Genomic DNA, 23875 nt, shown 5'->3' with positions numbered 1-23875 from the left:
TATAAAAAACGGGACTGAGTCCCGTTTTTTTATGATGTTGATAAGATTAGGTATCTGGCGACATCAACTTATCGTTGCCATCGATACGAGTTACAAGCAATTGGTCGACCTTGTAGGCGTCGATATCCACCACTTCAAACTTGTAGCCAGCATAGTTAACAAAGTCGGTGCGCTTGGGGATCTTACGCAGCATGTACATCATAAAGCCAGCAATGGTTTCGTAGTTTTGATTATGGGGGAATTCCTCAATATCGAAGGCACGCATTACGTCGGTAATCGGCGTCACCCCATCCACTAACCAAGAATTGCCATCACGGGCAATAATTTGCTCTTCGCTCTCGTGTAGCGACCAGGCCCCCATCACCGCGCGCTGCAGATCGTTGGTGGTGACAATCCCCACAACCAGAGCATATTCGTTCATCACCACCGCGAAATCGGCGCGGCTATTTTTGAAGTATTCCATCGCCTCAGACAGGCTTAAGGTATCGGGAATAATCAGCGAGGTATGCACAAGACTGTTGTCTTTTAAGGTAATTTTTTCACCGTTGATCACACGGATCAGCAGTTCCTTCGCATCCACAAACCCTTTGACCATATCCAATTGGCCATCGCAGACCAAAAACTTAGTATGGGGATCTTCGGCAATCTTACGCTTGATATCCTCCTCGCTGTCTTGCAACAGGAAATACACTAAGCTTTCGCGGGCCGTCATGGCGGACGTTACCGAAACGGTTTGCATTTCAAACACATTTTCGATCATTTGTTGCTCGCCCTTGTCGAGCACCCCAGCTTCAGCCCCCGCGTTCATGACCGCATAAATATCATCTGGGGTGATTTCATCGTTACGCACGGTAGGGATCTGCAGCAACTTGAAGATACCGCTAGCCATGCCATTGAAAAACCACACCAATGGACGCAGGATCGCGATGCAGAAACTCATTGGCCCAACAACCACTAGCGCAACCGATTCAGGCATCGCCATCGCAATTCGCTTAGGCATTAAATCGGCGACCAAAATAAAGGCACTGGTTACCACAAAGAAAGACAGGAAGAAGCTCAGCTGGCTCAGCCAAGGGTCGCTCAACCACGCACTTAAAAACTGGTAAAAATAGGGACGAAACGCCGATTCACCCACAATACCGCCCATGATGGCAACGGCATTCAGGCCAATTTGCACCACAGTAAAAAAGCTACCGGGCTGGGCTTGGAGTTGCAGCACTTTTTCGGCGCGGCTATCGCCTTCATCGGCTAATTGACGTAAACGGATTTTGCGTGATGCGGCCAAAGCGATTTCTGACATGGAAAAGAAACAACTTGCGCCAATTAAGCACAATATAATCATCACGTTATCTAAGAGACTCATGTAACACCTTTTGTTTCACACTAGACTTACTTGTACCAACCCGCGCAGTGATTTTCGCGAGTCAGTTGGATTTGGCCCCGTAAAGCGGCACAAGCCTGTGGCGATAAAAGAACCCTGCTGCCGCTAAGCCCTTTGCTACACTTTAAAAAAATCGCCACTGCGCTTAAAAAGTATGATGCGTTTATTATATCCGCTAATCGCCTTGTTATGCGTGATTCTGCTCTCGCCTGCTGCCCATGGCGCAGACGAGCTTTCCCCATTAAGGTTACGCTTTTGTGTCGAAGAGACTGAATATCCACCGTTTAATTATTTTATTCGGCAAGATGGCATTAAGACTTCCACGCTTAGCGGCTACGATATCGACCTGCTAGAACGCACCTTTAAACCCATTGGAATTGATTATGAAGTGCAGGCTTTGCCTTGGTTACGCTGTTTGAAGGACGTTCAAAATGGCAGCATAGATGCCGCAATGAGCGCATCGCTCAACCGACAAAGGGCGACTGATTATATCCCATCTATTGCTTATTATTACCTCACCCCCAGTTATTTTTATTTGAAAGCAGAACTAGACCCGCAATTTCATATAAATGATATCAATCAGTTGGCTGATTTTGGCACGGTTTGCGGCATTAAAGGCTTCAATTACGACAACTTTGGCTGGCATCACGACACGCCAATTAGCGAGATAAATTCTCTACATCATCTACCGGAAATGCTGCTGAAACACAGGTGTAAATTCTTTATCGCCCGTAAGGAGATTTTGGCAGGCACACTCGCCTTAGCGCAGGCTGGCGAACTGCCGAAGACACTCACCTCACAACCGTCGCCGAATACTCAACAGGAGCCCTTTTATATGCTTATCTCTAAGCGTTCGGCTCATAAAGACTTGATTGCTCGTGAGTTTAATCGGCAGGTCAAGGCGATGCGTGATAACCACCAACTCGAAACCCTCTACCAATACCATATTCAAAAGCTTACTCACGGGGGCGATAAGGGCAGTAATTCGCCTTAGGGCCAATTTGTGGATGGTTACGGCACGTCTCTGGACGTTGATGATAAATGGTGCAGCGGCGGGTTTTACTGTCTAAATACAAGCAGTCATCGTTGGCCATACGGGCCAGAGTAAATATCGCGGTTTTATGGTTAAAGTTGTCGATAATACGCGCTTTTTGCAGACGTTTGGCGATGGCTTTGAGATCGCCCTCGGCTTCAAACTCATCGACTAACGTCATGCGCACTAGGTCGCTGACCGTCACTTCAACAGGCAGCGTACAGCAGGTAGCGTGGCAAGTGTCGCACAAGCCTTTACGGTATTTTTGCCAAGTCGACAAATCATCGATATTGAAAATCGCCACCGCATTAGCCGTATTTTTGCCCCGTTTCGACACGCCAGAACCTACAGATGGAAAATAAAGGGCGGCAATTATAGCAGCCCCAAAGCAGAAATAAATCTGCCGCCACGGCTAGGTTGCAAACACGTTGAGGCGAGCCTTAATCAACAGTAACTTAGCAAGTCTTGAGGCAAAGTCTCGAGGCAGTTTACGATTCGATGACCACAGTATTGCGTCCTTGCTCTTTGGCGCGGTACAAACAAATATCGGCCCGGCGCAGCACCTCAGAGAGGGTAAAACCGCGAACGCTTGTATCTAAGGGGAGATACACGCCACCAATGCTGAGGGTAATTTTGCCCTTGGGAGAGCTACGATGGGGAATATCCAAGGCGGCGACTCGATAGCAGAGTTGGTTGGCTATGGCCTCCAATTGGATAGGCGTTATCTGCTCAAGAATAATCGCAAACTCTTCGCCACCGATTCGAGCCAGCAAACTATCCTGCGGCAAGACATCACACTGTTTGAGCGCCTGCGCAACCAATCTAAGCGCCGCATCGCCTTCGAGGTGACCGTAAGTGTCGTTGTAACTCTTAAAGTAATCGACATCCAACATCAGCAACCCCACGGGTTTAGCTTGTTGGAGCAAGGTTTCCAAAGTATGAGTAAAAGGGCGACGATTGCTTAAACCAGTCAACTCATCGGTTTCGGCCATCACACGTAGTTGAGCATTCACCGACACTAAAGCCTGTTGCAGGCTGAGCATCTGTCGCTCTTTTTCCTCACGCAGTAATAATTCGTTCAGAGCCGCCGCAAATTGAGTCAGCATCACCTTCTTTTGTGGATTCCAATTTAATGGACGGCTCACCATGGAAAGAGAGAGTAAACCGAGTAATTCATTGGCATTTTTAATCGCAAATGCGGCGATAGAACAAATCCCAACCGAGCGCAGCGCTTGGTATTCCGTAGGAGACTCACGCTCTAAAAAATCAATCGATTCGATGACTAACGTCGACTCCGACACAAACTTTTGTGCCAGCACGGCAACACTATCGACTGAGATATCTTGGATCTGATTTGCCTGCGACTCGCAGCTCCAAAAGCTACGATAATTGGCGTAGCGCTGGGTAAACTCAATAATACTGACCCGTTCAACATCGAATAACAGTCCAATGCGATGGCAGGCATCGGCGAGGCATTCATCCAGTTGCGAGGTATCTGTGGTTAAAAACTGCAATGACATCTCGGCTAATAACTGATTCGCCTGGGATTGCCAATTAAGCTCTTGAGTTCGTTCGTCGACTAAACGCGCCAACTGATTCTGCTGCTGTTGTAATTCGCGCCCCTGACGTTTGTTAATGGCTAAGTCATTGCGAATGCGCTGATACATGGCCTGTAGCGATTGCGCTACATGGCCAATTTCATCTTGGCTAGTCACTACACTGATGGGCACTTTCAGTTTGGGTAATGAATTCAAATTGATTTGATTGGCAAACCGCTCCAGTGCCGACAATCGGTTGGTCACCAATAAACGCACCATAGTGAGGATCAGGTAAATCATCAGCAGGGTTTTAAGGCCATTGCCGAGGACGATGATAATCAACTGCTGCCATAATTCGTAATACAGCTTATTGGTGTCCAGACCAACGGTGAGTGAGCCAATCCGCTGCTCTTGATACATAATCGGATAATGAAACGAAGTTTGGTTGTCCTCCTGCGCACCTAAGGACTTACCTAACTGCATAGTCACACCATCGACACTTTCGAGATTGACACTCGAGACCATGGGCATCATCCCTAAACCCGACAACAGATCGGATAACAGGCTATGGTCGACATCCCAGAGCGACTTAGCAATGCTAGGCAAGATAGACTCGGAATACTCACGAATATCTGCCGTGGCCTTATCTATGCTCTCCTGATAGTTCCATACCAACTGCACCAACATAGTCAGGACGGCAAAAAACGAGCTCACCCCAATAATAGTGAGCGTCATCCTGTGGCTGATGGAATGATTACGATGCTTCATGGATACCTATTCGTTATTATTGCGGTGGCAACTTATCCAAGATTTGGGATTGGAAAATTGCCGACCAATCCCTTGCCACTAACATGCGAGAAAAGTCTGAGCTTGGCTCAAGCACGCTGAATAACTGGACCTTATCGTAGGGATAATATTGCCCTGTCGCCTGATAATGTTGCAGTTGCACTAACCCCAATGCGCCCGCTAAAAAATGCCCACCACCGAGTACACTGAGTTGTTGCTCCTGACGGAGTCGTAAAATCTCGGCGGACGTATTTACAGAGCTCACCAACACGTCTCGCCCAGGGTTGAGCCCTTTTTCCTTCAATGCTTTAATTACCCCCATCGCCATTCTGTCACTTGCGGTCCAAATCAGCTTTAAATCGGGATAACGGGTCAGCAGCGTCAATGCTTGCCCATAGGCAATATCCTCACTCCATTGGCCATAAACCGTTTGTGTGACTGTCACATTGGGTTGCATAAAGAAATAATCGTTGGCGCCCTGAGTCCGCAGAACAGATGCGGGCGTGGACTTATCGCCCGAGATCAATAAAACCTTAGCTTTTTTAACGTCTAACCCCGTTAACAAAGCTTTAGCGGTCTCGGCTCCGATAGCATAGTTATCGGGCATAATGGCGGGCAATAAATAGGTCTGCCAGTGGGGATCTTGCAATAGCATTTCCCGTTCGGCCACGGAAATATCATTCAATATAAGCTGCACATAAATGGGATGGTGATAAAGCATCTGCAACATTTTTAATGCTGACTGCTTCTCATTAACCAAAATAACCTGATTAGGAAGGGATTGTTGCGATTTTAATAAAGAGTCTAACTGGCTAATCATTTTAAAATGATTGCGATCTGAATGGATAATTTGCAAATTAATGTCGAGTTTTGCTGAGGCCACCCACATTAATTTGTCGACATCACCCCAAAAGCTATCGGCCTCGGCACCGGGATTGAAAAACGCCACATCGAGTTTGGCCCATGCTGGCATAGCAGAAAACAATATGCCAATAAATAAACAGGTTAAGCACCATAGACGCAAAGGCGAGTACTCCTCGACCATGTTTCCCCACATGTGATCCGTCACCAGAGGTCACTTTCTTATTATCGATTCACAACCGTGTTACCGCATAAAAATTTATGCCCGATACAGGCAATCAATCATTCGATTAAACCACAAAAACTTACAAAGTGTACGTTATTAATAACGAATGATGATTTTCTCTATCGTTTAATTCTAGGATTCGAACACATTTATTTTAATATGAATAAATTTATTTTAATATGAATAAGATAAGGAGAAATATGCTCCAAGGGCAATTTAGCCCATAAGACTGAAATAAATCCTCAATTCGTCGCTAAACCCTCCTATAACCGCACCCACCGAGCAACTCAGCCCAAGATTGCCTTACGCTTATACTCTGTTAGTATATGTATAAATTCACAGTGATTGAGCGCTAACGACTTGCAGCAATTGGATCTTGTTCCGATCACCGACCTCAAAGGCGTCGCCAAAAGGGTGGCGGAAAAACTCGCCAAGCTCGGCATCACAACAGTACAAGATCTGCTGTTTCACTTACCCCTGCGCTACGAAGACCGCACTCAAATTTATCCTATTGCCGCCTTAATGCCGGGTAATTACGGCACCATTGAAGCCGAAATCCAGTCGACGCAAATCATTCAAGGCCGCAAACGCATGCTGGTGTGCAATGTGCGCGATAATACTGGCAGCATGAGTCTACGCTTCTTTAACTTTTCGATGGCGCAACGTAATGCGATGCAAAATGGCTTAATGATCCGCGCCTATGGCGAAATTCGCCGGGGCAATCATCAGGCCGAAATCGTCCATCCCGAGTACAAAATTGTCTATCCCGGTGAAGATATTCATTTAAGTGATACCCTCACGCCAATATATCCCACCACGGAAGGGCTCAAGCAGGCGAGCTGGATTAAGCTTACCGAGCAAGCCCTCGAATTATTAGAAGACGGCGGTTTGACCGAGTTATTACCCGCCAATTTGCAGCCCAATAGCATGAGCTTGAAACAAGCGTTGCAAACCCTGCATCGCCCCCACGCCGGGATATCGCAATTTGACTTAGAGCTCGGCCAGCACCCGGCGCAGCAACGACTGGTGCAGGAAGAACTGCTCGCCCATAACCTCAGCATGCTCCGCCTCAGGCAGCGCAGCAATCTCGACGCTGCCGTCACCATGCACGCCAGCGGCCAGCTTTTGAATCCCTTTCTCGCCTCATTGCCCTTCAAACCGACGGGCGCACAGCAAAGGGTCGTCGCCGAGATAGGTAAAGATTTAGCGCAGCCGCACCCTATGATGCGCTTAGTTCAAGGCGATGTGGGCTCGGGTAAAACCTTGGTCGCCGCCCTCGCCGCATTGCAAGCCATCGAAAATGGCTACCAAGTGGCCATGATGGCGCCCACCGAATTACTCGCCGAGCAGCATGCGACTAACTTTGCCGCGTGGTTTGAACCCCTCGGGTTAAAAGTGGGATGGCTTGCGGGCAAGCTTAAAGGCAAGGCACGGGCACAATCTTTAGAAGATATTGAATCGGGCGCGGCGCAAATAGTGATAGGCACCCATGCCATCTTCCAGCAGCAGGTAACCTTCAATAAGTTGGCTTTAATCATTATCGATGAGCAGCACAGGTTCGGGGTTCACCAACGGATGGGGCTCAGGGAAAAAGGCATTAACCAAGGCTTTCATCCCCACCAGTTGATTATGACGGCGACCCCCATTCCGCGCACCTTGGCCATGACGGCCTACGCCGATTTGGACACCTCGATTATCGATGAGTTGCCGCCCGGCCGCACGCCCGTGACCACAGTCGCCATTCCCGATTCGCGTCGCAATGAAGTGCTCGAGCGCGTCCGCAACAGCGTAGTCACGGATAAACGCCAAGCCTATTGGGTATGTACCTTGATTGAAGAATCCGAAGTCCTCGAGTGCCAAGCGGCGGAAGATACCGCCGAAGAGTTGCGCCAAGCGCTACCGGAACTGAGCATAGGCTTAGTTCACGGCCGGATGAAAAGCGCCGAAAAACAAAAAATTATGGCAGACTTCAAGGCGGGAAGCATACATCTCTTGGTGGCAACCACAGTGATTGAAGTCGGCGTTGACGTCCCCAACTCCAGCTTAATGATTATCGAAAACCCAGAGCGACTGGGCCTTGCACAGTTACACCAGCTGCGGGGTCGTGTAGGGCGCGGTGCCGTGGCAAGCCATTGTGTGTTACTCTACAAGGCGCCATTGAGCCAAACCGCGAGCCAGCGGTTAAATGTGCTCAGGCAAAGTAATGATGGTTTTGTGATTGCACAGAAAGACTTAGAGATCCGTGGGCCGGGCGAAGTACTGGGCACTAAGCAAACGGGACTGGCCGAGCTGAAAATTGCCGACCTTGTCCGCGATCAGGCGCTTATCCCACATATCCAAAAACTGGCGAGCCATGTGATGTCACAGGCGCCAGAGTCGGTCGATGCCATTATTCATCGTTGGCTTGGACACAGGCAACAATACGTTCAGGCCTAAACCTTAAGCTAACCCCTTCAAGGTAAAATAAATTCAACCTGTTCAGCTCACCGCTATGGACAAGCGCGTGGAAACTTGCACAATGAACCTGCCACCGACAACTCGTTGGCACTTGCACTTTAAATGTTAGCTGCATGTATTCACCCCGTTACCTTGACACTTAAGCGAAGGATGTAAAATGCAAGTTAATCAAGATGATAGAATTACACCTCAAGAAACCTCCTCAAGCAGTAATCGCTTTGCTTTGATTGCGATTGTGCTCGTCGTGCTGCTCTCTGCGGGAGGTTATTATTACTACACCAAAGATGACTCACCCAAGCTCATCCCCAATGCGCCGATAGTGCTGCCTGAGCCGCCTTCATCTGAACCAATGACGCTCGAAACAGGCACTGAGCCTGAAACCGCGCCGGTGGAAAATGAAACCCCAGCGGCGACCACGACGGAAACCGAAACCACGGTCACGCCAACCGAGCCTGCGATTCCAGAAGAAGTCGTCCCCAGCCTGCCTGAGAGCGATGCCTTTGTGCATCAAAAAGCGCTGGCGATCATCAATAACAACGTGGTCGGCTCCTCCTTAGTGAACCAAGATTTGGCCCGTCAGTTTGTGGTGTTCGTGGACAACTTGGCCCAAGGCGATCTCGCCCGCAAAGTCAGCCCAGTCAAAGGCCCAGAAAAGCTGTTCACTGTGTCTGAAATAACGAGCAAAGTGTATTTAAATCCAGAGAGTTACCACAGATATGACGCCTACGCGACTGTGATTGCCAGCATGGATGAGCAAACCTTAATGCACACCTACAAACAGCTCACGCCGCTGTTTGACGAGGCCTTTGCCGAATTGGGTTACAGCAATGCCAAGTTCAATGACAGAATGCTGCAAGCCATTAAGATCATGCTCGCAGCTCCTATCATCGAAGAGCCTATTGAGCTGAGCTCAATCAGCGTGAACTACCGCTTTGTGGATCCTAATCTAGAAGCCTTACCGAGCGCGCAAAAACTGATGATCCGCATGGGGCCAGAAAACACCCGTAAAGTGAAAGCGGCGCTGCGTAAATTGGAAAACCAACTCGCCCAGTAATGCTCCAAACCTGTCAAAAAAGGCGCCTAGTGCGCCTTTTTTTACATCCACACTTTCAGCTTCATTTCAGCGTATAAACCCAGCTTGCTAGCCGTTCAACTCTGGTTCAGTAAGACAGTTTATAGTGCTCTTCCCCCAACGGTTCTACTGCAACTTATGTTGCCTAACAGTGATAAATCGAATCTTGATTGCATTTTGTTAACCATCATGATGCAAATGGCTTCATTAAAACTAAGGACTTAGTGTAGAATAAGCCGCACATTCACCGGGGAATTGGCGCGATTTATCCAACGCGTAGACAAGCTATAGGCCTATCAATTCATTAATATTTTTCGCTTAGTTAGGGATAACTAAGACAGCTTTAAATAGTGTCGAGGCAAAGTAGTGCAACTCAGATTCAGCATCCTTTCTTGGGGCGCATGGGCGCCAAAGTATCCACAGCGTGATGACTGGCAAACTTGGTGCAAGCACTCGGCTGACACAAGCAAAGATGACCTCGAGGGGATTTCCCCTACACTTCCCCAAGTCCCCGCCATGCAGCGCAGACGTTTTAGCCGTTTAACCAAGATGATGCTGGATGTCTGCTTCCAATGTGAGGCTGCGCCTAACTGTCGCTCGATATTTGCGTCTCGCCACGGCGAGCTGCACCGCACCATTGGACTGCTCGAAGATATTATTGAAAAACAACCGCTTTCCCCCTTAGGTTTTAGTCAGTCGGTGCATAACACTGGCAGCGGTATTTTTGGTATTTTGACCAATAACACCGCCCCTTCGACCTCGATTGCCGCGGGCACAGAAACCCTTTCCCAAGCCATGGTAGAAGCGTTCGCCCAACTGCACCAATCACCTGAACCACTATTGTTGGTGTTTGGCGATGATCCCGTCCCGCCAGTCTATGATGAATTTACTCAAGAGTTTGAGTTGCCCTTAGCCCTAGGATTGACCCTAGCACCCGCGGATGAGAGTGCGACCGTTACCCTCACCCTCAGCCAACTGACAACGGAGCAGCAACAGCAGGCCACGCCGCTGTCCTACGGCAAATTGATCCACGCGCTGGCGACCTCACAGGATATTGACGGCTGCTTGTCGCACTGGCACTGGAGCCTAACGCATGCCTAATCCAGTACCACACAATGCCGAATTTAATGTCGCTTATACGCTGCCTGAAAAACGCCGCGCGGGAATCAACTATATTCCCCGTTGGCTCGGCGGCGTCAGTTGCTACATCGCCTTTGGTCTCGGTGGACTGTTAAGCTCGTTAACCATCTTGCCTCTGCTGCGTTTTTGGCCGGGCACGCCCGAGGCGAGGATTATCCGCGTGCAAAAAGCCGTGCACACTATGTTTAAAGGCTTTGTGGCCATGTTGACTTGGGCGGGAGTTATCCGAGTCAGCACCCATAATGCCGAGCTGCTGCAAAATGCCAAGGGCGTGATAGTGATTGCCAATCACCCGAGTCTGGTCGATGTGGTAGTTTTAATCAGCTTGATGCCCAATGCGGGCTGTATCGTTAAACAGGGCCTATGGCGCAATCCCTTCTTACGTGGCGTCGTCTCCTGCGCGGGATACATTCCCAATCGCGGCGCCGAGCTGATGCTCGAAGATTGTCGCGAAGTGCTCGCCCGCGGCACGAATCTGATTATCTTTCCCGAAGGCACGCGCACTGTATTTGGTGCAAGCATTAACGAGTTTGCCCGCGGTGCCGCCAATATTGCGATTCGCACCCAAGCCGATATTTTACCTGTGGTTTTGCGCACCAATGTGCGTGGTTTGACAAAGGAACAACCTTGGTATGAGATCCCAAGGCAAACCATGGGAATGGCCGTCGAAATCGGCAACACAATTTCTCACCAAGGCTACCAAGCTCCATTGGGTGAGCATGCGAAAATGGCTCGGCAATTAACCCGAGACCTTGAACAATACTATCAACAACAACTCGAAAATAATTATGACTTTACATAACGAAATTAAACAGTTGATCATCGACTGCCTCGACTTAGAAGACGTCAGTATTGATGATATCGACACAGATGCACCGCTCTTTGGTGAAGGACTCGGACTCGACTCGATCGACGCGCTCGAGCTGGGTTTAGCCATCAAGAAAAAATTTGATGTGAAAATCGAAGCCAACTCGGATAGCACTAAGGCGCATTTTTACAGTGTGGCCAGCCTAGCTACCTTCATCGAATCACAACGTCCATAGGAGAGGAAGATGCAAAACCGCGAACAAATCCTCGCTATGTTGACCACGATTTTGGTGGATGAGTTTGAAATCGATGCCGATGCGATTACGACAGAGGCGAATCTCTACCAAGAGTTAGATCTGGACAGCATAGATGCCGTCGACTTAGTGATTAAGCTGCAGCAACTCACGGGCAAGAAAATTCAGCCCGACGAGTTTAAATCTGTCCGCACAGTCAACGATGTGGTTAATGCCATTGAAGGCTTAGTTAAAGACTAATGCGTGTTCTGCTACAAGTACTAACCGCACTCGCGCTGATTGCTTATCCAGTCGCCGTGTATTTAGGACTGAATTATCTGCCAGCAGGCACCATAGCCCTAGTGCTATGCCTCTTGTTGGTAGTGCGTTTAATGCTGCAAAAGCAAAAGGTTAAAACCTTAGTTTTGCCTTTGCTTGTGGGGATTGGGCTCACCGCGGGCAGTTTTGTCGCCAAACGCAGCGACTGGCTCTTGTATTACCCCGTGGTGATAAACCTCACCATGTTAGCCCTGTTTAGCTACTCGCTATACCAAGGCCCGAGCATGATTGAACGGCTCGCACGGCTCAAAGAGCCCGAATTGCCGGATGAAGCCATAGGTTTGTCTCGTCCTAAGATAGGTTGACAGTTTTTAGGCCAGCTCCAGTAGCTGGCCTTTTCTATTGTGCACCTGATTAGGGGAGTCCATATTCAAACTCAGATGCGGTCTCATATTGTTGTATATTGCTATCGATTCTCTAACAAGTATCTTCAGCTCCGCAAATGTCCTACATCGGTGCAGTAAAAACTCCTGCTTCAGTATGCCATTTACTCTTTCTGCTAATGCATTTTGGTAGCAATCATAACCATCCGTCATTGACGGCTGGATTTGGCTCGCCTGAAGCGCATTCTGATAAACGGCTGAGCAGTACTGTAAGCCTCTGTCTGAGTGATGCACCGCGTTGCCGATATAGCGCTTATCTTTGATGGCCATTTTTAACGCTTTCACCACACTCTCGGCTTTCATGTCTTTACTCACGTGATGACCGACTATTTTACGAGAACTGGCATCGGTGACCAGTGACAGGTAGTGCACACCTTGGTCTGACTCAAGATAGGTGATATCGCTGACCAGTACATGCCCTGCATCGTGCAGTCCCTCCTCTTTCAGCAGATTAGGATGCTTCTTCATCCAGTGTTTGCTGAACGTGGTTTTTGTGTAGCTTTTCTTCGGTTTAACCAGTAAACCTTCACTTCTCAAATAGGTAAAGAACCCATCTCGCCCGAGTTTAATATTGTGCTCAACCAACTTGGATTTTATCAACGTGTAGAGCTTACGGGCCCCTAACCTTGGCATATATTTACGCCAGTACTGGACCCAGTCTTTGATAACCGATAGCTCAGCTCTACGACTTTCCATTCGAGCAACTGCCTGATAAATACCTTGCCTCGACATACCCGCAGCACGACATGCGGCAGCGAGGTTTATTTCTCCGTTGCCTTTTGCTTGCCAGACGTACCGGATAAGTACTTTTTTCTGAGGCCAGCTCCATATTCATTGTCCATGATATCAACCATGCCATTGAGGATTTGGTTACGCAGTTTCTCTTCTGCTAACTCACGTTCAAGGCGCTTGATCGTTTCGGCAGGGGTTTCTTTTGATTTAGGCATAAGGGGATGTTGAAAAGGTTTCGACCAATCGAGTCTACCATGTTTTCTAAGCCAAACGAGAACCGTTGAACGGCCTTGAATACCAAAATGGGTTTGGGCTTGTTTGTACGTCATTTCGCCTTTTTCAACACGCTCTACAACGCCTAATTTAAAGGCTAAGGTGTAATCTCGTTGTGTGCGCTTACGGCTTGAGTTAATTAATGTTGTCATAAAGAAATCCTCTTTATGTCAACGTATTTCAGGACGGGACAGTTATCTTAAAAAAGTCACCCTACTTTGGTGTGGCTTATTTATCCTAAACGGCACTGTGGCGGCCTATACCGCCGCGTTTACCAGCCTAGCAACTTGGACCTTGTATAACGGTTTGATTGCATACGTACTCATGGGACTGCTCCTCGGTGGGGAATGGTTATATCGCAGCTTTTGGTTGAAGAAGACATGACACAACTACTCAAAAACTGGTTAACCCAAGGGCCATTCGCCCAACAACTGATCAGCTTTAATCACCATGACATAGTCACAGGTGCCCTGTTTACCAATCAGGTTGCGCATTTCTACGAGCAGCTGCGCCAAGCGCCTGAACAAAAATGGTTACTGGCGAGTGATACCAGCGATCTGTTTGCCGTGGGCCTGTGTGCCGCACTGTTGGCGGGCAAGGAAATTATTCTGCCGCCCAACACCCAAACCGGAACCCTGAGTGAGCTGACCCATCAGTTTGAAGGCATATTGTCAGACAAGCCGCTGTGCGAGAGTCACGTCTTTATCCTGCTGAATAAAGAGCTGAGCCTGCCCACCAAACCTTGGCCAGAGAGTGACAGCTTTGGTGAACTGCTGCTCTTTACCTCGGGCAGCAGTGGCGAGCCCAAAGCGATTCGCAAGAGCTTAAGGCAGCTCGATGCCGAAGTGACAGTGCTCGAGCACACCTTTGCCGAGCATTTGCCCCATTGCAGTGTGGTATCGACCGTTTCCCATCAGCATATCTACGGCTTGTTGTTTAAGATCCTCTGGCCCTTAGCCGCCAGTCGCCCTTTTTTAAGCGAGCAGATCGAATACCCAGAGACCTTAAGCTACTACACTGCCTTGTTACCAAACCTGTGCCTCATCAGTAGCCCAGCGCAATTATCCCGTTTGCCTAAGGCGCTAGAACACGAACGCCAACTTCGCTCACCCAGCTTAGTCTTTAGCTCCGGCGGGCCGTTAAGTTTCACCGCAGCCCAAGGGGTTGCACAGTGCTATGGCCATTTACCTATCGAGATTTTCGGCAGCACCGAAACCGGCGGTATCGCCTATCGTCGCCAACACGAGGCCGACGAACCTTGGCAAGTGTTTGAACAGATTACCATAGACCAAGACGCTGACGATGGCGCCCTGCTGCTGAAGTCACCCTATTTGGCCGACGATCAGTGGTTACGTTGTGAAGATAAAATCGAGCCGACGGCCAATGGCCAATTCAGGCTCAAGGGACGACTCGATCGCATCGTTAAGATTGAAGAAAAACGTCTTTCGTTGGCGCAAATGGAGACCTTGCTCTGTAGCCACGCCTATGTCGAGCAGGCCGCCTTGGTCGTATTGCCCCAGTTTAAATCCCAGTTAGGGGCGGTGATCACCCTGTCGCCATTGGGCCGAAGCGTGCACCAAGAGCAGGGAAAACTCAGTATCAACAACGCGTTAAAAGCGCATCTACTGACTCAGTTCGAGCGCGTGACCTTACCGCGCCGCTGGCGTTACCCCGAAACCTTACCGTTAAACACTCAGGGCAAGCGCGTCGTCGCCCAGCTAGTTGAGTTATTTGACCATGATTAAGTCGAGTTTACCGCCGATCCTGGCATCAGAGATCGGCCCAGAAAGTATTGAACTGCGCCTCTTTGTCGCCGCCGATCTCGAATATTTTAACGGCCATTTTCCCGAGCAAGCCGTGCTCCCCGGCGTAACCCAACTCGATTGGGCCGTGCGCTTAGGTTGCGAGCATTTTGGGTACAACGCTGCGGTCGCTAATTTAGAAGTGCTAAAGTTTCAACAGCTTATTCTGCCGGGGCAGGAAGTCACCTTAGCCATTAGCCATAATGCCGCCAAAGAGAAGTTAACCTTTGCCTACAGCGATGGCGACCACCGCTATGCCTCAGGGCGTATCAGCTTTGCTAGCCAGCAAGATGATGGAGCGTCCCTGTGAGCGACGGTATGAGCGACACAATGCTAGTCCCGCCGAGTGATTTAATGGGCACGGCACCAATCAAGCTGGCACTGGTGATCCCCAATTATAATCATAGCGCCGCGATCGCCCAGACCTTGGCCGAGCTATCCGCCCTCAATCTGCCCTGCTATTTGATAGACGATGGCAGCAACGATGAGACCCGCTATCTGCTGCAATCCTTGGCGGAGCAACACGACTGGGTGACCCTGCTGCAACACCCCTACAACCGTGGTAAGGGTGCGGCTGTGATGACGGGGCTTCGCCGTGCGTATCGCGATGGCTTTACCCATGCGCTACAGATCGATGCCGATGGCCAGCATAATTTGAGCGATATCCCCGCCATGCTCACCAAGGCTCAGGCCAAGCCGGATGCGCTGATCTCGGGCAAGCCAGAGTACGACGAGTCCGTCCCCAAGGGGCGACTTTATGGGCGTTACCTCACCCACTTTTGGGTATGGGTCGAAACCTTAAGCTTTGATATTCAAGATTCTATGTGCGGATTTAGGGTGTATCCCTTAGCCGCCACCGAGCGTCTCTTAAGCCAGCACGCCCTCACAGAGCGGATGGATTTTGATATCGAAATCCTAGTCAAACTCTACTGGCAAGGGGTGGAAATTCTGTTTCACCCCACTAAGGTCATTTATCCCGAAAACGGCGTCAGCCACTTCCAAGGTGTGGCCGACAATGTGCGCATCACTAAGCTGCACACCCGGTTATTTTTTGGCATGTTAAAGCGCCTGCCACAACTGCTGCGCCGTAAACAGAAAGCGCAATCGCTCCAGCCCGATAAAGCATCAACCCATTGGTCAGGGATGAAGGAGCGCGGTAGTTATTGGGGCATAAAACTGTTAGTCGAAAGCTACCGATTCGGCGGCCATTGGTTGTGCCGCGCCATTATGTATCCGGTAATTTGCTATTTCTTCCTGACGGGCAAAGTCAGCCGCGAGGCCTCGTTGGATTTTCTGCGCCGCGTGCAACGCCTCGAGCCGCAACATCCGCAATTGAATCGCCCCATTGGCTGGCGCGATAGCCTGAACCACTTTCTCGCCTTTGGTAATGCGGCGCTCGATAGAATCGATGCCTGGTGCGACCGTATTCAATTAAGCCAAGTGGATTTTCCCGACCGCCAGGTGCTAGCCGATCAGCTAGAAAGTGGCAAAGGTGCCGTGCTGCTGGTCTCCCACTTGGGTAATCTCGAACTGTGCCGCGCGATTTCAATCCACCAGCGCAAGGTCAAAGTGAATGTCATGGTGTTAACCAGCCATGCCGAAAACTTTAATAATGTCCTCAAGCAATTAAACCCCGATAGCACGCTGAATTTGATCCAAGTAACCGAGCTTAATCCCGCCACCTCTATGCTGCTACAGCAAAAGATTGAAGACGGTGAGCTAGTAGTAATTGCTGGCGATAGAACCTCATCCCACTCCCAAGGACGCGTGGTATATGCGCCATTTATGGGTGAAGAGGCAGCCTTCCCGCAGGGGCCATTTATTCTAGCCGGCCTCTTGGATTGCCCTGTGTATCTGATGTTTTGCCTGCGCGAACAAGGGCGATATCGCGTGCATTTGGAGCACTTTAGCAACAGCCTCAAGGGCCCGCGTGCAGGGCGAATGGAACGACTACAACAGGCGGTGCATAACTACAGCGAGCGCCTCGAACACTATGCAAGGCGTGAGCCCTTGCAATGGTTTAACTTTTTTGATTTTTGGCGGGACGATAGCAAGGTTAACCGCGCGACATCCGCCCCACAAACGACAGCAGCACTCCCGGAGCTGGAGCGCACTACAGACAGGACAGAGCATTTATGAGCCACGCAGTTACTCACACGACAACCACTGAGCAGCCAATCGAATTTGGCCGTCAGTTACTCACATTAGAGCAAGTCGTCGCCGTTGCTAAGGGTGCTAAAGTCAAACTCTGTGATGATGCCGATTACCAAGCTTATATCCAAAAGGGCGCCCGCTTTATCGACAGCCTGCTACACGAAGAAGGTGTGGTCTACGGCGTCACCACCGGCTATGGCGACTCTTGCACTGTCAACGTGAGTCTCGACTTAGTCCATGAGCTGCCACTGCACTTATCCCGCTTCCATGGCTGTGGCCTCGGCGAAGTCTTGAGCGTGATGCAGGCGCGCGCCGTGATGGCTTGCCGTTTAAACTCACTCGCCATCGGTAAATCCGGCGTAACCTATGAGTTATTAAAACGCATCGAAACCTTGCTTAATCTCAATATAGTGCCGGTGATCCCAGAGGAAGGTTCGGTCGGTGCCAGCGGTGACTTAACGCCACTGTCTTACTTGGCCGCCGCGCTAGTTGGCGAGCGCGAAGTGATTTATAACGGCGAGCGCAGAGCCACCCAAGAGGTTTACCGTGAGCTGAACATCACGCCCCATGTGCTGCGCCCCAAGGAAGGTTTAGCCCTGATGAATGGCACGGCAGTGATGACGGCATTAGCCTGTTTAGCCTTTGATCGCGCACAATATTTAGCGCGTTTAGCCAGCCGCATTACCGCCATGGCATCGTTAACCCTCAAAGGTAACTCGAACCATTTCGACGATATTCTGTTTGCCGCCAAACCCCATCCGGGACAAAACCAAATCGCGACCTGGATTAGGGAAGATTTGAACCACCATGTTCACCCGCGCAATTCCGACAGATTGCAGGACAGATATTCCATCCGCTGCGCGCCGCACATCATTGGCGTATTGCAGGATGCACTGCCCTTTATGCGCCAATTTATCGAAACCGAAGTCAACAGCGCCAACGACAACCCCATAGTCGATGGTGAAGGCGAGCATATTCTCCACGGCGGCCATTTTTACGGTGGACACATTGCCTTTGCGATGGATTCCTTAAAAAACACTGTGGCCAACATCGCCGATCTTATCGACCGCCAAATGGCACTAGTGATGGATCCTAAGTTTAACAACGGTTTACCCGCTAACCTTTCGGGTTCTACTGGCGCGCGCCGTGCCATCAACCATGGCTTTAAGGCGGTACAGATCGGGGTTTCGGCATGGACCGCAGAGGCGCTCAAACACACTATGCCTGCGAGCGTGTTCTCTCGCTCAACCGAATGCCATAACCAAGATAAAGTCAGCATGGGTACTATCGCCGCCCGTGACTGTATGCGCGTGTTGCAGCTGACAGAACAAGTCGCCGCTGCTGCCCTGCTCGCCATGACCCAAGGCATTGGTCTGCGCATCACACAGAACGAGTTAGACGAAGCTTCGCTGACGCCATCGCTGGCCACCACGCTCGCCCAAGTGCGCGCCGATTTTGAGCCATTAGTCGAAGACAGACCGCTCGAAGCCGTACTGCGCCAAACCGTAGCGAAAATCCAAGCGGGCGAATGGGAAGTGTGCCGATGAAAGCCTTGCTCAGCATAGAAATGGACATGCAGATCCCCTTCCACGATGTGGATTCGATGGGGATCACTTGGCATGGTAATTACCTGCGTTATTTCGAGATTGCCCGCTGCAAATTGCTCGACGAGTTAGACTACAACTATCGCCAAATGCAGGCCTCGAACTACGCTTGGCCGATTATTGATTTGCAGATCAAATACGTTAAAGCCAGCACCTTCGAGCAACACATTACCGTGCGCGCCGAGTTAGTCGAGTGGGAAAATCGCCTAAAAATCAATTATCAAATCCGTGATACGGCAACCGGTGAGCGTATTACTAAGGGTTATACCATTCAGGCGGCGGTGGATATGACGAGCCAAGAAATGTGCTTTGTGACGCCAGAGATATTCCGCAGCAAAATCGCCCCGCTGCTTGCAAAGGCGGATAGCGAATGATTGCCCTCTTTACAAATTGGCCACGAGCTAAGTGGGCGCAATGGTTCTGCCAAAGTCTACTATTAAGCTGCACACTGCTGCTTGGCTCGGTACAGGCGCAGAGCCTCGCCGATACCAACCTAGCTGGTTCAAACCTCACAGGGGCAAGCCAGTACCAAACGCTATTTGCCCAAGGCGCAGATAACGCCGCATTACTCGCCCTCAGCCAAAAGCTCAATCTTGGCGAGACGGTTCGCGGCCACTTTGTGCAATCACGCCAGCTTAAAGTGCTGAAAAAGCCCCTAGTGAGCCAAGGCCAGTTTGTGTTCGACAAGGCACAAGGGCTTATCTGGCAACAACTTAGCCCCTTCGAATCTTTGCTGATCTTAAAGGATAAGCAACTGATCCAAAAAGATAGCCAAGGGCGAGTGCAAATCAGCCAAGCCGATAATGCGGCAAGCGCGGCGGCCATGGGGGATTTATTACCGAGTCTAGTAAATGCCATGCTGGGCGGCGATATTTCGGGTTTAAGTGCAAACTTCGAACTGCACTTTTTAGCCCAAGAACCGTTGGCGCAAGACAAGTCGCCACAAAAAGCCTCAAGTTCAGGCAGCGCAAACTGGCAGTTGGGATTAACCCCTAAAGATCCGCTGATGAAGAAGGCCATCGCCCATATGGTGCTCGAAGGCAGCGATATGCTACACGCCTTAGTGCTACTCAGCGCCAATCCGAGTGTGAGTCCGCAGGATATCACCCGTATCGATTTTAGCGAGCTGCGCCAAGGTCCACTGAGTGAGGCTGAGTTAGCCCAATATGCCATCAGCCAGACAACGCCTAAAGACACTGGTCCAAGAGAGTAAGGCAGAAACATGGCGCCCAAGATTGCCACGCGTATTGGCCACAGCCTGATGCAAACCTCAACTAAATGGCGCTTCGCTATTTGGTTGTGTTTGATGCTGGCGGCGAGCCTGTGGACGCTGCAACTGTGGCAAAATGGGGCAAAGGTACAAAGCGATATTCTCGCCATGTTGCCCCATCTTCAGCAGGACGCACTCACGGCGCGCGCCCTCGAACAAGTGGAATCGACACTCGCCGATCAAGTGTATCTCGCCCTGATTGCCAAGGATGAACCTCAGGCGATTGCGGCGGCCACACTCCTGATGGAGCAGCTTAAGACTCAAAACACCGCCTTTACCGATATTCGCAGCGCCGATCTGCAAATGGGTGAAGCCCTAGGGCAATTTTATTTGCCCTATCGCTTTAAACTGCTCACACCTGAGCAAACCGAAGCCTTAAGCCATAATGGCCTCGAGCACTTAATTGCCTCAGCCACTCAGCAGCTCTACAACGCCTTTAGTTATGCCAATAGCCAACTCTTGACCCAAGATCCTTTGCTGTTGTTCCCCGACAATTTGCTCGCCCTTGCGCCTAGTTCGAAGCTGAGCGCCAACCAAGGGATTTTACTTGCTCATCCACAAAGTGTTGATACCAAACAAGGTGTTAATAGCAGTGAAGGCGTGGCCGCCATTGTGATGGCAAAGGGCACCGAAAGCGCCTTTAACCCTAATGCGCAATTACGCCAGCAAGCGGCACTGACTCAGGCACTGAATGCCGTCAGCGCGCAATACCCCAGCATTAAAGTGTTACAGGCGGGCGCGCTGTTCCATGCCATCGAGGCTACCAATACCGCGAAGAGTGAAATCTCTGTCCTCGGTCTCGCCTCTTTGCTTGGCGTAGTGTTATTGGTTTGGCTAGCGTTTCGCTCCGTGATGCCACTCTTGCTGGCGATGGTGACAATCGGCAGCGGCCTGCTGCTGGCGGTGACTTTTACCTTAAGCGTGTTCGGGGAGCTACATTTACTCACTCTCGTCTTTGGCACCAGCCTGATTGGGATTGCCATCGACTACAGCTTCCATTTTTACTGTGAGCGGTTAAGCGATCATCAGCGTAGCGCGCAGGCGACCGTGGCCTATATCTTCCCCACAGTGTCACTGGCCTTTATCACCAGTGCCTTAGCCTATGTCGGTATCGGTTTAGCGCCGTTTCCTGGCATGCAGCAAGTAGCGATTTTCTGCGCCTCGGGTTTACTCGGCGCCTACCTGACGTTAGTGCTCGCCTATCCATTATTGGCGGGCAGCAAGTTACCTTCGGGAGAGCGTCCGCTAAACCTTGCTCAGGCCTATCTTGCGAAACTCACCGGATTCTCCAATAAACTGATCTCGCCATGGGGATTGAGTCTGTTTGCCTTAGTGCTCGCGGGAGTCTGCCTATTGGGGATCAGCAAGCTTAACGTCGACGATGATATTCGCCATTTACAGCAAAGCCCTGCGAGTGTGACTGAGCCTGAAGACAAACTCAGAAAATTACTCAGTGGCGGCACAGATAACCAGTTTTTATTGGTGCGCGCCCCCAGCGAAGAAGCCTTACTGCAACGGCTCGAAGCCCTCAGTCCGCAGCTCGATGCCGCCATTAAACAGCAAGAGCTGGGCAACTATATCAGCCTCAGCCGTTATCTGCCGAGCAAGCAAAAGCAGGATGCGGCGTATCAATTACAGAGCAAGATTTACCAGTCGCAATTAACCACAGTGCTAAACAGCATTGGCCTAGATGACGGCCTAGCACCTGAGCTTTCTGCCACCTACCTTGCCGCCAAGGATAGCTATATCACCCCGACGGATTTTTTCGAACTGGGCCTAGGCAAACAGCTAGCCCCACTCTGGCTTGCACCACAGGGATTCGCGCCGCTTGGGCACTCAACAGAGTCAGCAACCAGCCCCGATAATGCCAACCTAGGGAACGATAGCCACGGCACCATAGTGCTGCTCGGCGGTATTGAAGATATTGCGGCCCTCAAGGCACGCTTTGTCGAGGATCCGCTGGTGCAGCTTATTGATAAAGTCGCGGATATCTCCACTGTGATGGGGCATTATCGCCTGCTTACGCTCAAGTTATTGGGGCTGGCGCTCGTTATCGCCCTCTTGCTATTTAGCCTGAGTTTTGGCGTTAAAAGAGCCGCCCTAGTGGTCGCCGTACCCGCGCTGGCGGCCTTACTCACCTTGGCCATTTTAGGCTTAGCCGGCTCGCCCTTAAGCTTGTTTCATGCGCTGGCGCTGATTTTAGTCTTCGGGATTGGGATAGATTACAGTTTGTTCTTTGCCTCTGCAGCGCAACATGGCAAGGCAGTGATGATGGCGGTGTTTATGTCCGCCTGCTCGACCCTATTGGCCTTTGGCTTACTCGCCTTTAGCCAAACCCAAGCTATTCATTATTTTGGATTGACCCTATCCCTCGGCATAGGGTTTACCTTTGTACTTTCGCCATTGATTTTGACCACCAGTCAGGTTTTAACCACCAACAAGGTCTCGATACCTACAAGGAATGTTATTTAAATGTCCACATCTACCGCTGCAAGCTCCACACAGTCTCACTCCCTTTCCGTCGATGTGGCCATTATTGGCGCAGGCCCCTCGGGCTCGATTGCCGCTAGTCTGTTGCATAAGCAAGGCAAACGCGTATTAGTGCTAGAAAAACAACACTTTCCACGCTTTTCTATCGGCGAGAGTCTGCTACCCTGCTGCATGCAATTTATTGAAGAAGCAGGCATGTTAGAGGCGCTGAATGCAGCAGGATTCCAATATAAAAATGGTGCCGCCTTCCGCCGCGATGGCGTATATACCACCTTCGATTTTACCGACAAATTTACCCCTGGACCGGGCACAACCTTCCAAGTGCAACGGGCAAACTTCGACAAATTGCTTGCCGATACCGCAGCAAGCTTTGGGGTGGAGATCCGTTATGGAGAAACCGTTGAGGCGATAGATTTAACTGCCGCACCACGTTTAACTGTGCGTAACGAGCAGGGCGAGCTGTACCAAGTTGAGGCGAAATATGTGCTCGATGCCAGTGGTTTTGGCCGAGTATTACCACGCCTACTCGACCTCGAAACGCCGTCTTCACTGCCGACCCGTAGCGCTATCTTCACCCATGTTGAAGATAACATCAGCGATCCCGACTTCGACCGGAACAAGATTTTAATTAGCGTACACCCACAGCATCAGGATATTTGGTACTGGTTAATTCCCTTCAGCAACGGCCGCTGCTCACTCGGCGTCGTGGCTGAGCCTCAATTACTCGCGCGTCTCGAAGGCGATTTAGAGCAGCAGCTACTGACCATAGTCAAAGAAGAACCCGGCCTGAAAGCATTACTGGCCAATGCCAAGGTCGCACAGCCCTGTGCGACACTCAAGGGCTATTCCGCCAACGTATCGCGCCTCGCCACCGACAAATTTGCCCTGCTAGGCAACGCGGGCGAGTTTCTCGATCCAGTATTCTCATCGGGCGTGACCATTGCCATGCAGTCGGCATCCATGGCGGCGAAATGCGTGCTAAAACAGCTTAATGGCAACACGGTAGATTGGCCCGCCGAGTACTCTGCGCCGTTAATGCAAGGGGTGAACACCTTCCGCACTTATGTGCAGGCTTGGTACGATGGTCGCTTCCAAGATGTGATTTTTTACGAAAATCCGAATCCTAAAATCAAACAGATGATCTGCTCGATTTTGGCGGGCTATGCTTGGGATGTGCAAAATCCCTTTGTAAAAGACTCCGAGCGACGCCTCAATATGGTGGTCGAGCTATGTCGGCAAGAAGCCGAACTCACCGCCGAACCTGCCGTTAGCGAATTAGCCGAGGTGTAATTCG

General features: G+C 50.4%; 20 protein-coding genes and 2 pseudogenes. 17 read left to right on the top strand and 5 right to left on the bottom strand.

The features are described 5' to 3' along the window. Positions 1 to 46 precede the first annotated feature (46 nt). A complete protein-coding gene (locus SHEWANA3_RS01870) occupies positions 47 to 1363 on the bottom strand; it encodes a hemolysin family protein (RefSeq protein WP_011715583.1) in 1317 nt (438 codons plus the stop codon). 172 nt (positions 1364 to 1535) lie between these two features. On the opposite strand from SHEWANA3_RS01870, the gene SHEWANA3_RS01865 reads away from it, so the two are divergent. Continuing rightward, positions 1536 to 2375, top strand: a complete 840-nt coding sequence (locus tag SHEWANA3_RS01865) for a transporter substrate-binding domain-containing protein (protein ID WP_011715582.1) — start codon at positions 1536 to 1538, stop codon at positions 2373 to 2375. Here SHEWANA3_RS01865 and SHEWANA3_RS01860 read toward each other — a convergent pair. The 3 genes from SHEWANA3_RS01860 to SHEWANA3_RS01850 form a co-directional block, all read right to left on the bottom strand. Then, on the bottom strand, positions 2338 to 2751 hold the full coding sequence (locus SHEWANA3_RS01860) for a YkgJ family cysteine cluster protein (RefSeq protein ID WP_011715581.1): 414 nt from the start codon (positions 2749 to 2751) through the stop codon (positions 2338 to 2340). The genes SHEWANA3_RS01865 and SHEWANA3_RS01860 overlap by 38 nt on opposite strands. A gap of 151 nt (positions 2752 to 2902) precedes the next feature. Next, the gene (locus tag SHEWANA3_RS01855) at positions 2903 to 4720 is read right to left on the bottom strand and encodes a sensor domain-containing diguanylate cyclase (RefSeq protein WP_011715580.1); all 1818 of its coding nucleotides are present in this window, start codon (positions 4718 to 4720) and stop codon (positions 2903 to 2905) included. Between the two features lie 16 nt (positions 4721 to 4736). Beyond that, positions 4737 to 5711: an ABC transporter substrate-binding protein gene (locus SHEWANA3_RS01850; RefSeq protein ID WP_166485369.1), complete on the bottom strand. Its 975-nt coding sequence runs from the start codon at positions 5709 to 5711 to the stop codon at positions 4737 to 4739. 474 nt (positions 5712 to 6185) lie between these two features. Between SHEWANA3_RS01850 and recG the strand changes: the two genes are divergently transcribed. The 7 genes and pseudogenes from recG to SHEWANA3_RS01815 all read left to right on the top strand — a co-directional run. Continuing rightward, positions 6186 to 8261, top strand: a complete 2076-nt coding sequence (gene recG / locus SHEWANA3_RS01845) for an ATP-dependent DNA helicase RecG (RefSeq protein WP_041412518.1) — start codon at positions 6186 to 6188, stop codon at positions 8259 to 8261. Positions 8262 to 8439: 178 nt separating this feature from the next. After that, positions 8440 to 9336, top strand: coding sequence for a DUF3014 domain-containing protein (locus SHEWANA3_RS01840; protein WP_011715577.1), 897 nt, complete (start codon positions 8440 to 8442; stop codon positions 9334 to 9336). A gap of 384 nt (positions 9337 to 9720) precedes the next feature. Then, entirely contained in the window at positions 9721 to 10455 is a 735-nt protein-coding gene (locus tag SHEWANA3_RS01835) for a beta-ketoacyl synthase chain length factor (RefSeq protein ID WP_011715576.1), read from the top strand. Continuing rightward, entirely contained in the window at positions 10448 to 11296 is an 849-nt protein-coding gene (locus SHEWANA3_RS01830) for a lysophospholipid acyltransferase family protein (RefSeq protein WP_011715575.1), read from the top strand. Before SHEWANA3_RS01835 ends, SHEWANA3_RS01830 begins: the two co-directional genes overlap by 8 nt. Continuing rightward, positions 11283 to 11537, top strand: coding sequence for a phosphopantetheine-binding protein (locus SHEWANA3_RS01825; protein ID WP_011715574.1), 255 nt, complete (start codon positions 11283 to 11285; stop codon positions 11535 to 11537). Before SHEWANA3_RS01830 ends, SHEWANA3_RS01825 begins: the two co-directional genes overlap by 14 nt. 9 nt (positions 11538 to 11546) lie before the next feature. Next, a complete protein-coding gene (locus tag SHEWANA3_RS01820; protein ID WP_011715573.1) occupies positions 11547 to 11795 on the top strand; it encodes an acyl carrier protein in 249 nt (82 codons plus the stop codon). After that, positions 11795 to 12151, top strand: a pseudogene (locus SHEWANA3_RS01815) (hypothetical protein); the annotation flags it as partial. The gene SHEWANA3_RS01820 and the pseudogene SHEWANA3_RS01815, both read left to right, overlap by 1 nt. Positions 12152 to 12184: 33 nt before the next feature. Here SHEWANA3_RS01815 and SHEWANA3_RS23105 read toward each other — a convergent pair. Further along, positions 12185 to 13413 (bottom strand): IS3 family transposase gene (locus tag SHEWANA3_RS23105; protein WP_086017233.1). Its coding sequence is split into 2 segments (ribosomal slippage): positions 12185 to 13062 and positions 13062 to 13413, totalling 1230 coding nucleotides; the frame shifts between segments, so codons are not numbered across the junction. 43 nt (positions 13414 to 13456) lie between these two features. Here SHEWANA3_RS23105 and SHEWANA3_RS23100 point away from each other — a divergent pair. The 9 genes and pseudogenes from SHEWANA3_RS23100 to SHEWANA3_RS01765 all read left to right on the top strand — a co-directional run. Next, positions 13457 to 13645 (top strand): annotated as a pseudogene (locus SHEWANA3_RS23100) (hypothetical protein); the annotation flags it as partial. Further along, on the top strand, positions 13642 to 15006 hold the full coding sequence (locus tag SHEWANA3_RS01800; RefSeq protein WP_011715568.1) for an AMP-binding protein: 1365 nt from the start codon (positions 13642 to 13644) through the stop codon (positions 15004 to 15006). The pseudogene SHEWANA3_RS23100 and the gene SHEWANA3_RS01800, both read left to right, overlap by 4 nt. Then, positions 14999 to 15373, top strand: coding sequence for a thioester dehydrase (locus tag SHEWANA3_RS01795; RefSeq protein WP_011621152.1), 375 nt, complete (start codon positions 14999 to 15001; stop codon positions 15371 to 15373). The genes SHEWANA3_RS01800 and SHEWANA3_RS01795 overlap by 8 nt, the downstream gene beginning before the upstream one ends. Positions 15374 to 15393: 20 nt before the next feature. Further along, positions 15394 to 17202 carry a glycosyltransferase family 2 protein gene (locus SHEWANA3_RS01790; RefSeq protein ID WP_041412911.1) on the top strand — a complete coding sequence of 603 codons (1809 nt, stop codon included), beginning with the start codon at positions 15394 to 15396 and terminating at the stop codon, positions 17200 to 17202. After that, complete coding sequence (locus tag SHEWANA3_RS01785; RefSeq protein WP_011715566.1) at positions 17199 to 18764, top strand: aromatic amino acid ammonia-lyase; 1566 nt, start codon at positions 17199 to 17201, stop codon at positions 18762 to 18764. The genes SHEWANA3_RS01790 and SHEWANA3_RS01785 overlap by 4 nt, the downstream gene beginning before the upstream one ends. Beyond that, positions 18761 to 19195 (top strand): acyl-CoA thioesterase, encoded by a 435-nt coding sequence (locus SHEWANA3_RS01780; protein ID WP_011715565.1) that lies wholly within the window; start codon positions 18761 to 18763, stop codon positions 19193 to 19195. The genes SHEWANA3_RS01785 and SHEWANA3_RS01780 overlap by 4 nt, the downstream gene beginning before the upstream one ends. Beyond that, positions 19192 to 20034, top strand: a complete 843-nt coding sequence (locus tag SHEWANA3_RS01775) for an outer membrane lipoprotein carrier protein LolA (protein WP_011715564.1) — start codon at positions 19192 to 19194, stop codon at positions 20032 to 20034. Before SHEWANA3_RS01780 ends, SHEWANA3_RS01775 begins: the two co-directional genes overlap by 4 nt. 9 nt (positions 20035 to 20043) lie before the next feature. Continuing rightward, positions 20044 to 22563: an MMPL family transporter gene (locus tag SHEWANA3_RS01770; protein ID WP_011715563.1), complete on the top strand. Its 2520-nt coding sequence runs from the start codon at positions 20044 to 20046 to the stop codon at positions 22561 to 22563. Beyond that, complete coding sequence (locus SHEWANA3_RS01765) at positions 22564 to 23871, top strand: NAD(P)/FAD-dependent oxidoreductase (protein WP_011715562.1); 1308 nt, start codon at positions 22564 to 22566, stop codon at positions 23869 to 23871. The last annotated feature ends 4 nt before the right edge of the window (positions 23872 to 23875 follow it).

It is taken from the genome of Shewanella sp. ANA-3 (assembly GCF_000203935.1).
Taxonomy (GTDB): Bacteria; Pseudomonadota; Gammaproteobacteria; order Enterobacterales; family Shewanellaceae; genus Shewanella.
The sequence above is the reverse complement of the archived record's forward strand: the minus strand, read 5'-3'. Positions and strand labels throughout refer to the sequence as shown.

What these genes read in the sequence shown, in the direction of transcription:
- SHEWANA3_RS01850 (WP_166485369.1), bottom strand. Translation starts at nt 5,711, where the DNA reads ATGCCAGCATGGGCCAAACTCGATGTGGCGTTTTTCAATCCCGGTGCC.
- SHEWANA3_RS01790 (WP_041412911.1), top strand. Translation starts at nt 15,394, where the DNA reads ATGCTAGTCCCGCCGAGTGATTTAATGGGCACGGCACCAATCAAGCTG.
- SHEWANA3_RS01795 (WP_011621152.1), top strand. Translation starts at nt 14,999, where the DNA reads ATGATTAAGTCGAGTTTACCGCCGATCCTGGCATCAGAGATCGGCCCA.
- SHEWANA3_RS01840 (WP_011715577.1), top strand. Translation starts at nt 8,440, where the DNA reads ATGCAAGTTAATCAAGATGATAGAATTACACCTCAAGAAACCTCCTCA.
- SHEWANA3_RS01780 (WP_011715565.1), top strand. Translation starts at nt 18,761, where the DNA reads ATGAAAGCCTTGCTCAGCATAGAAATGGACATGCAGATCCCCTTCCAC.
- SHEWANA3_RS01770 (WP_011715563.1), top strand. Translation starts at nt 20,044, where the DNA reads ATGGCGCCCAAGATTGCCACGCGTATTGGCCACAGCCTGATGCAAACC.
- SHEWANA3_RS01825 (WP_011715574.1), top strand. Translation starts at nt 11,283, where the DNA reads ATGACTTTACATAACGAAATTAAACAGTTGATCATCGACTGCCTCGAC.
- SHEWANA3_RS01865 (WP_011715582.1), top strand. Translation starts at nt 1,536, where the DNA reads ATGATGCGTTTATTATATCCGCTAATCGCCTTGTTATGCGTGATTCTG.
- SHEWANA3_RS01785 (WP_011715566.1), top strand. Translation starts at nt 17,199, where the DNA reads ATGAGCCACGCAGTTACTCACACGACAACCACTGAGCAGCCAATCGAA.
- SHEWANA3_RS01765 (WP_011715562.1), top strand. Translation starts at nt 22,564, where the DNA reads ATGTCCACATCTACCGCTGCAAGCTCCACACAGTCTCACTCCCTTTCC.
- SHEWANA3_RS01870 (WP_011715583.1), bottom strand. Translation starts at nt 1,363, where the DNA reads ATGAGTCTCTTAGATAACGTGATGATTATATTGTGCTTAATTGGCGCA.
- SHEWANA3_RS01855 (WP_011715580.1), bottom strand. Translation starts at nt 4,720, where the DNA reads ATGAAGCATCGTAATCATTCCATCAGCCACAGGATGACGCTCACTATT.
- SHEWANA3_RS01830 (WP_011715575.1), top strand. Translation starts at nt 10,448, where the DNA reads ATGCCTAATCCAGTACCACACAATGCCGAATTTAATGTCGCTTATACG.
- SHEWANA3_RS01775 (WP_011715564.1), top strand. Translation starts at nt 19,192, where the DNA reads ATGATTGCCCTCTTTACAAATTGGCCACGAGCTAAGTGGGCGCAATGG.
- SHEWANA3_RS01800 (WP_011715568.1), top strand. Translation starts at nt 13,642, where the DNA reads ATGACACAACTACTCAAAAACTGGTTAACCCAAGGGCCATTCGCCCAA.
- SHEWANA3_RS01820 (WP_011715573.1), top strand. Translation starts at nt 11,547, where the DNA reads ATGCAAAACCGCGAACAAATCCTCGCTATGTTGACCACGATTTTGGTG.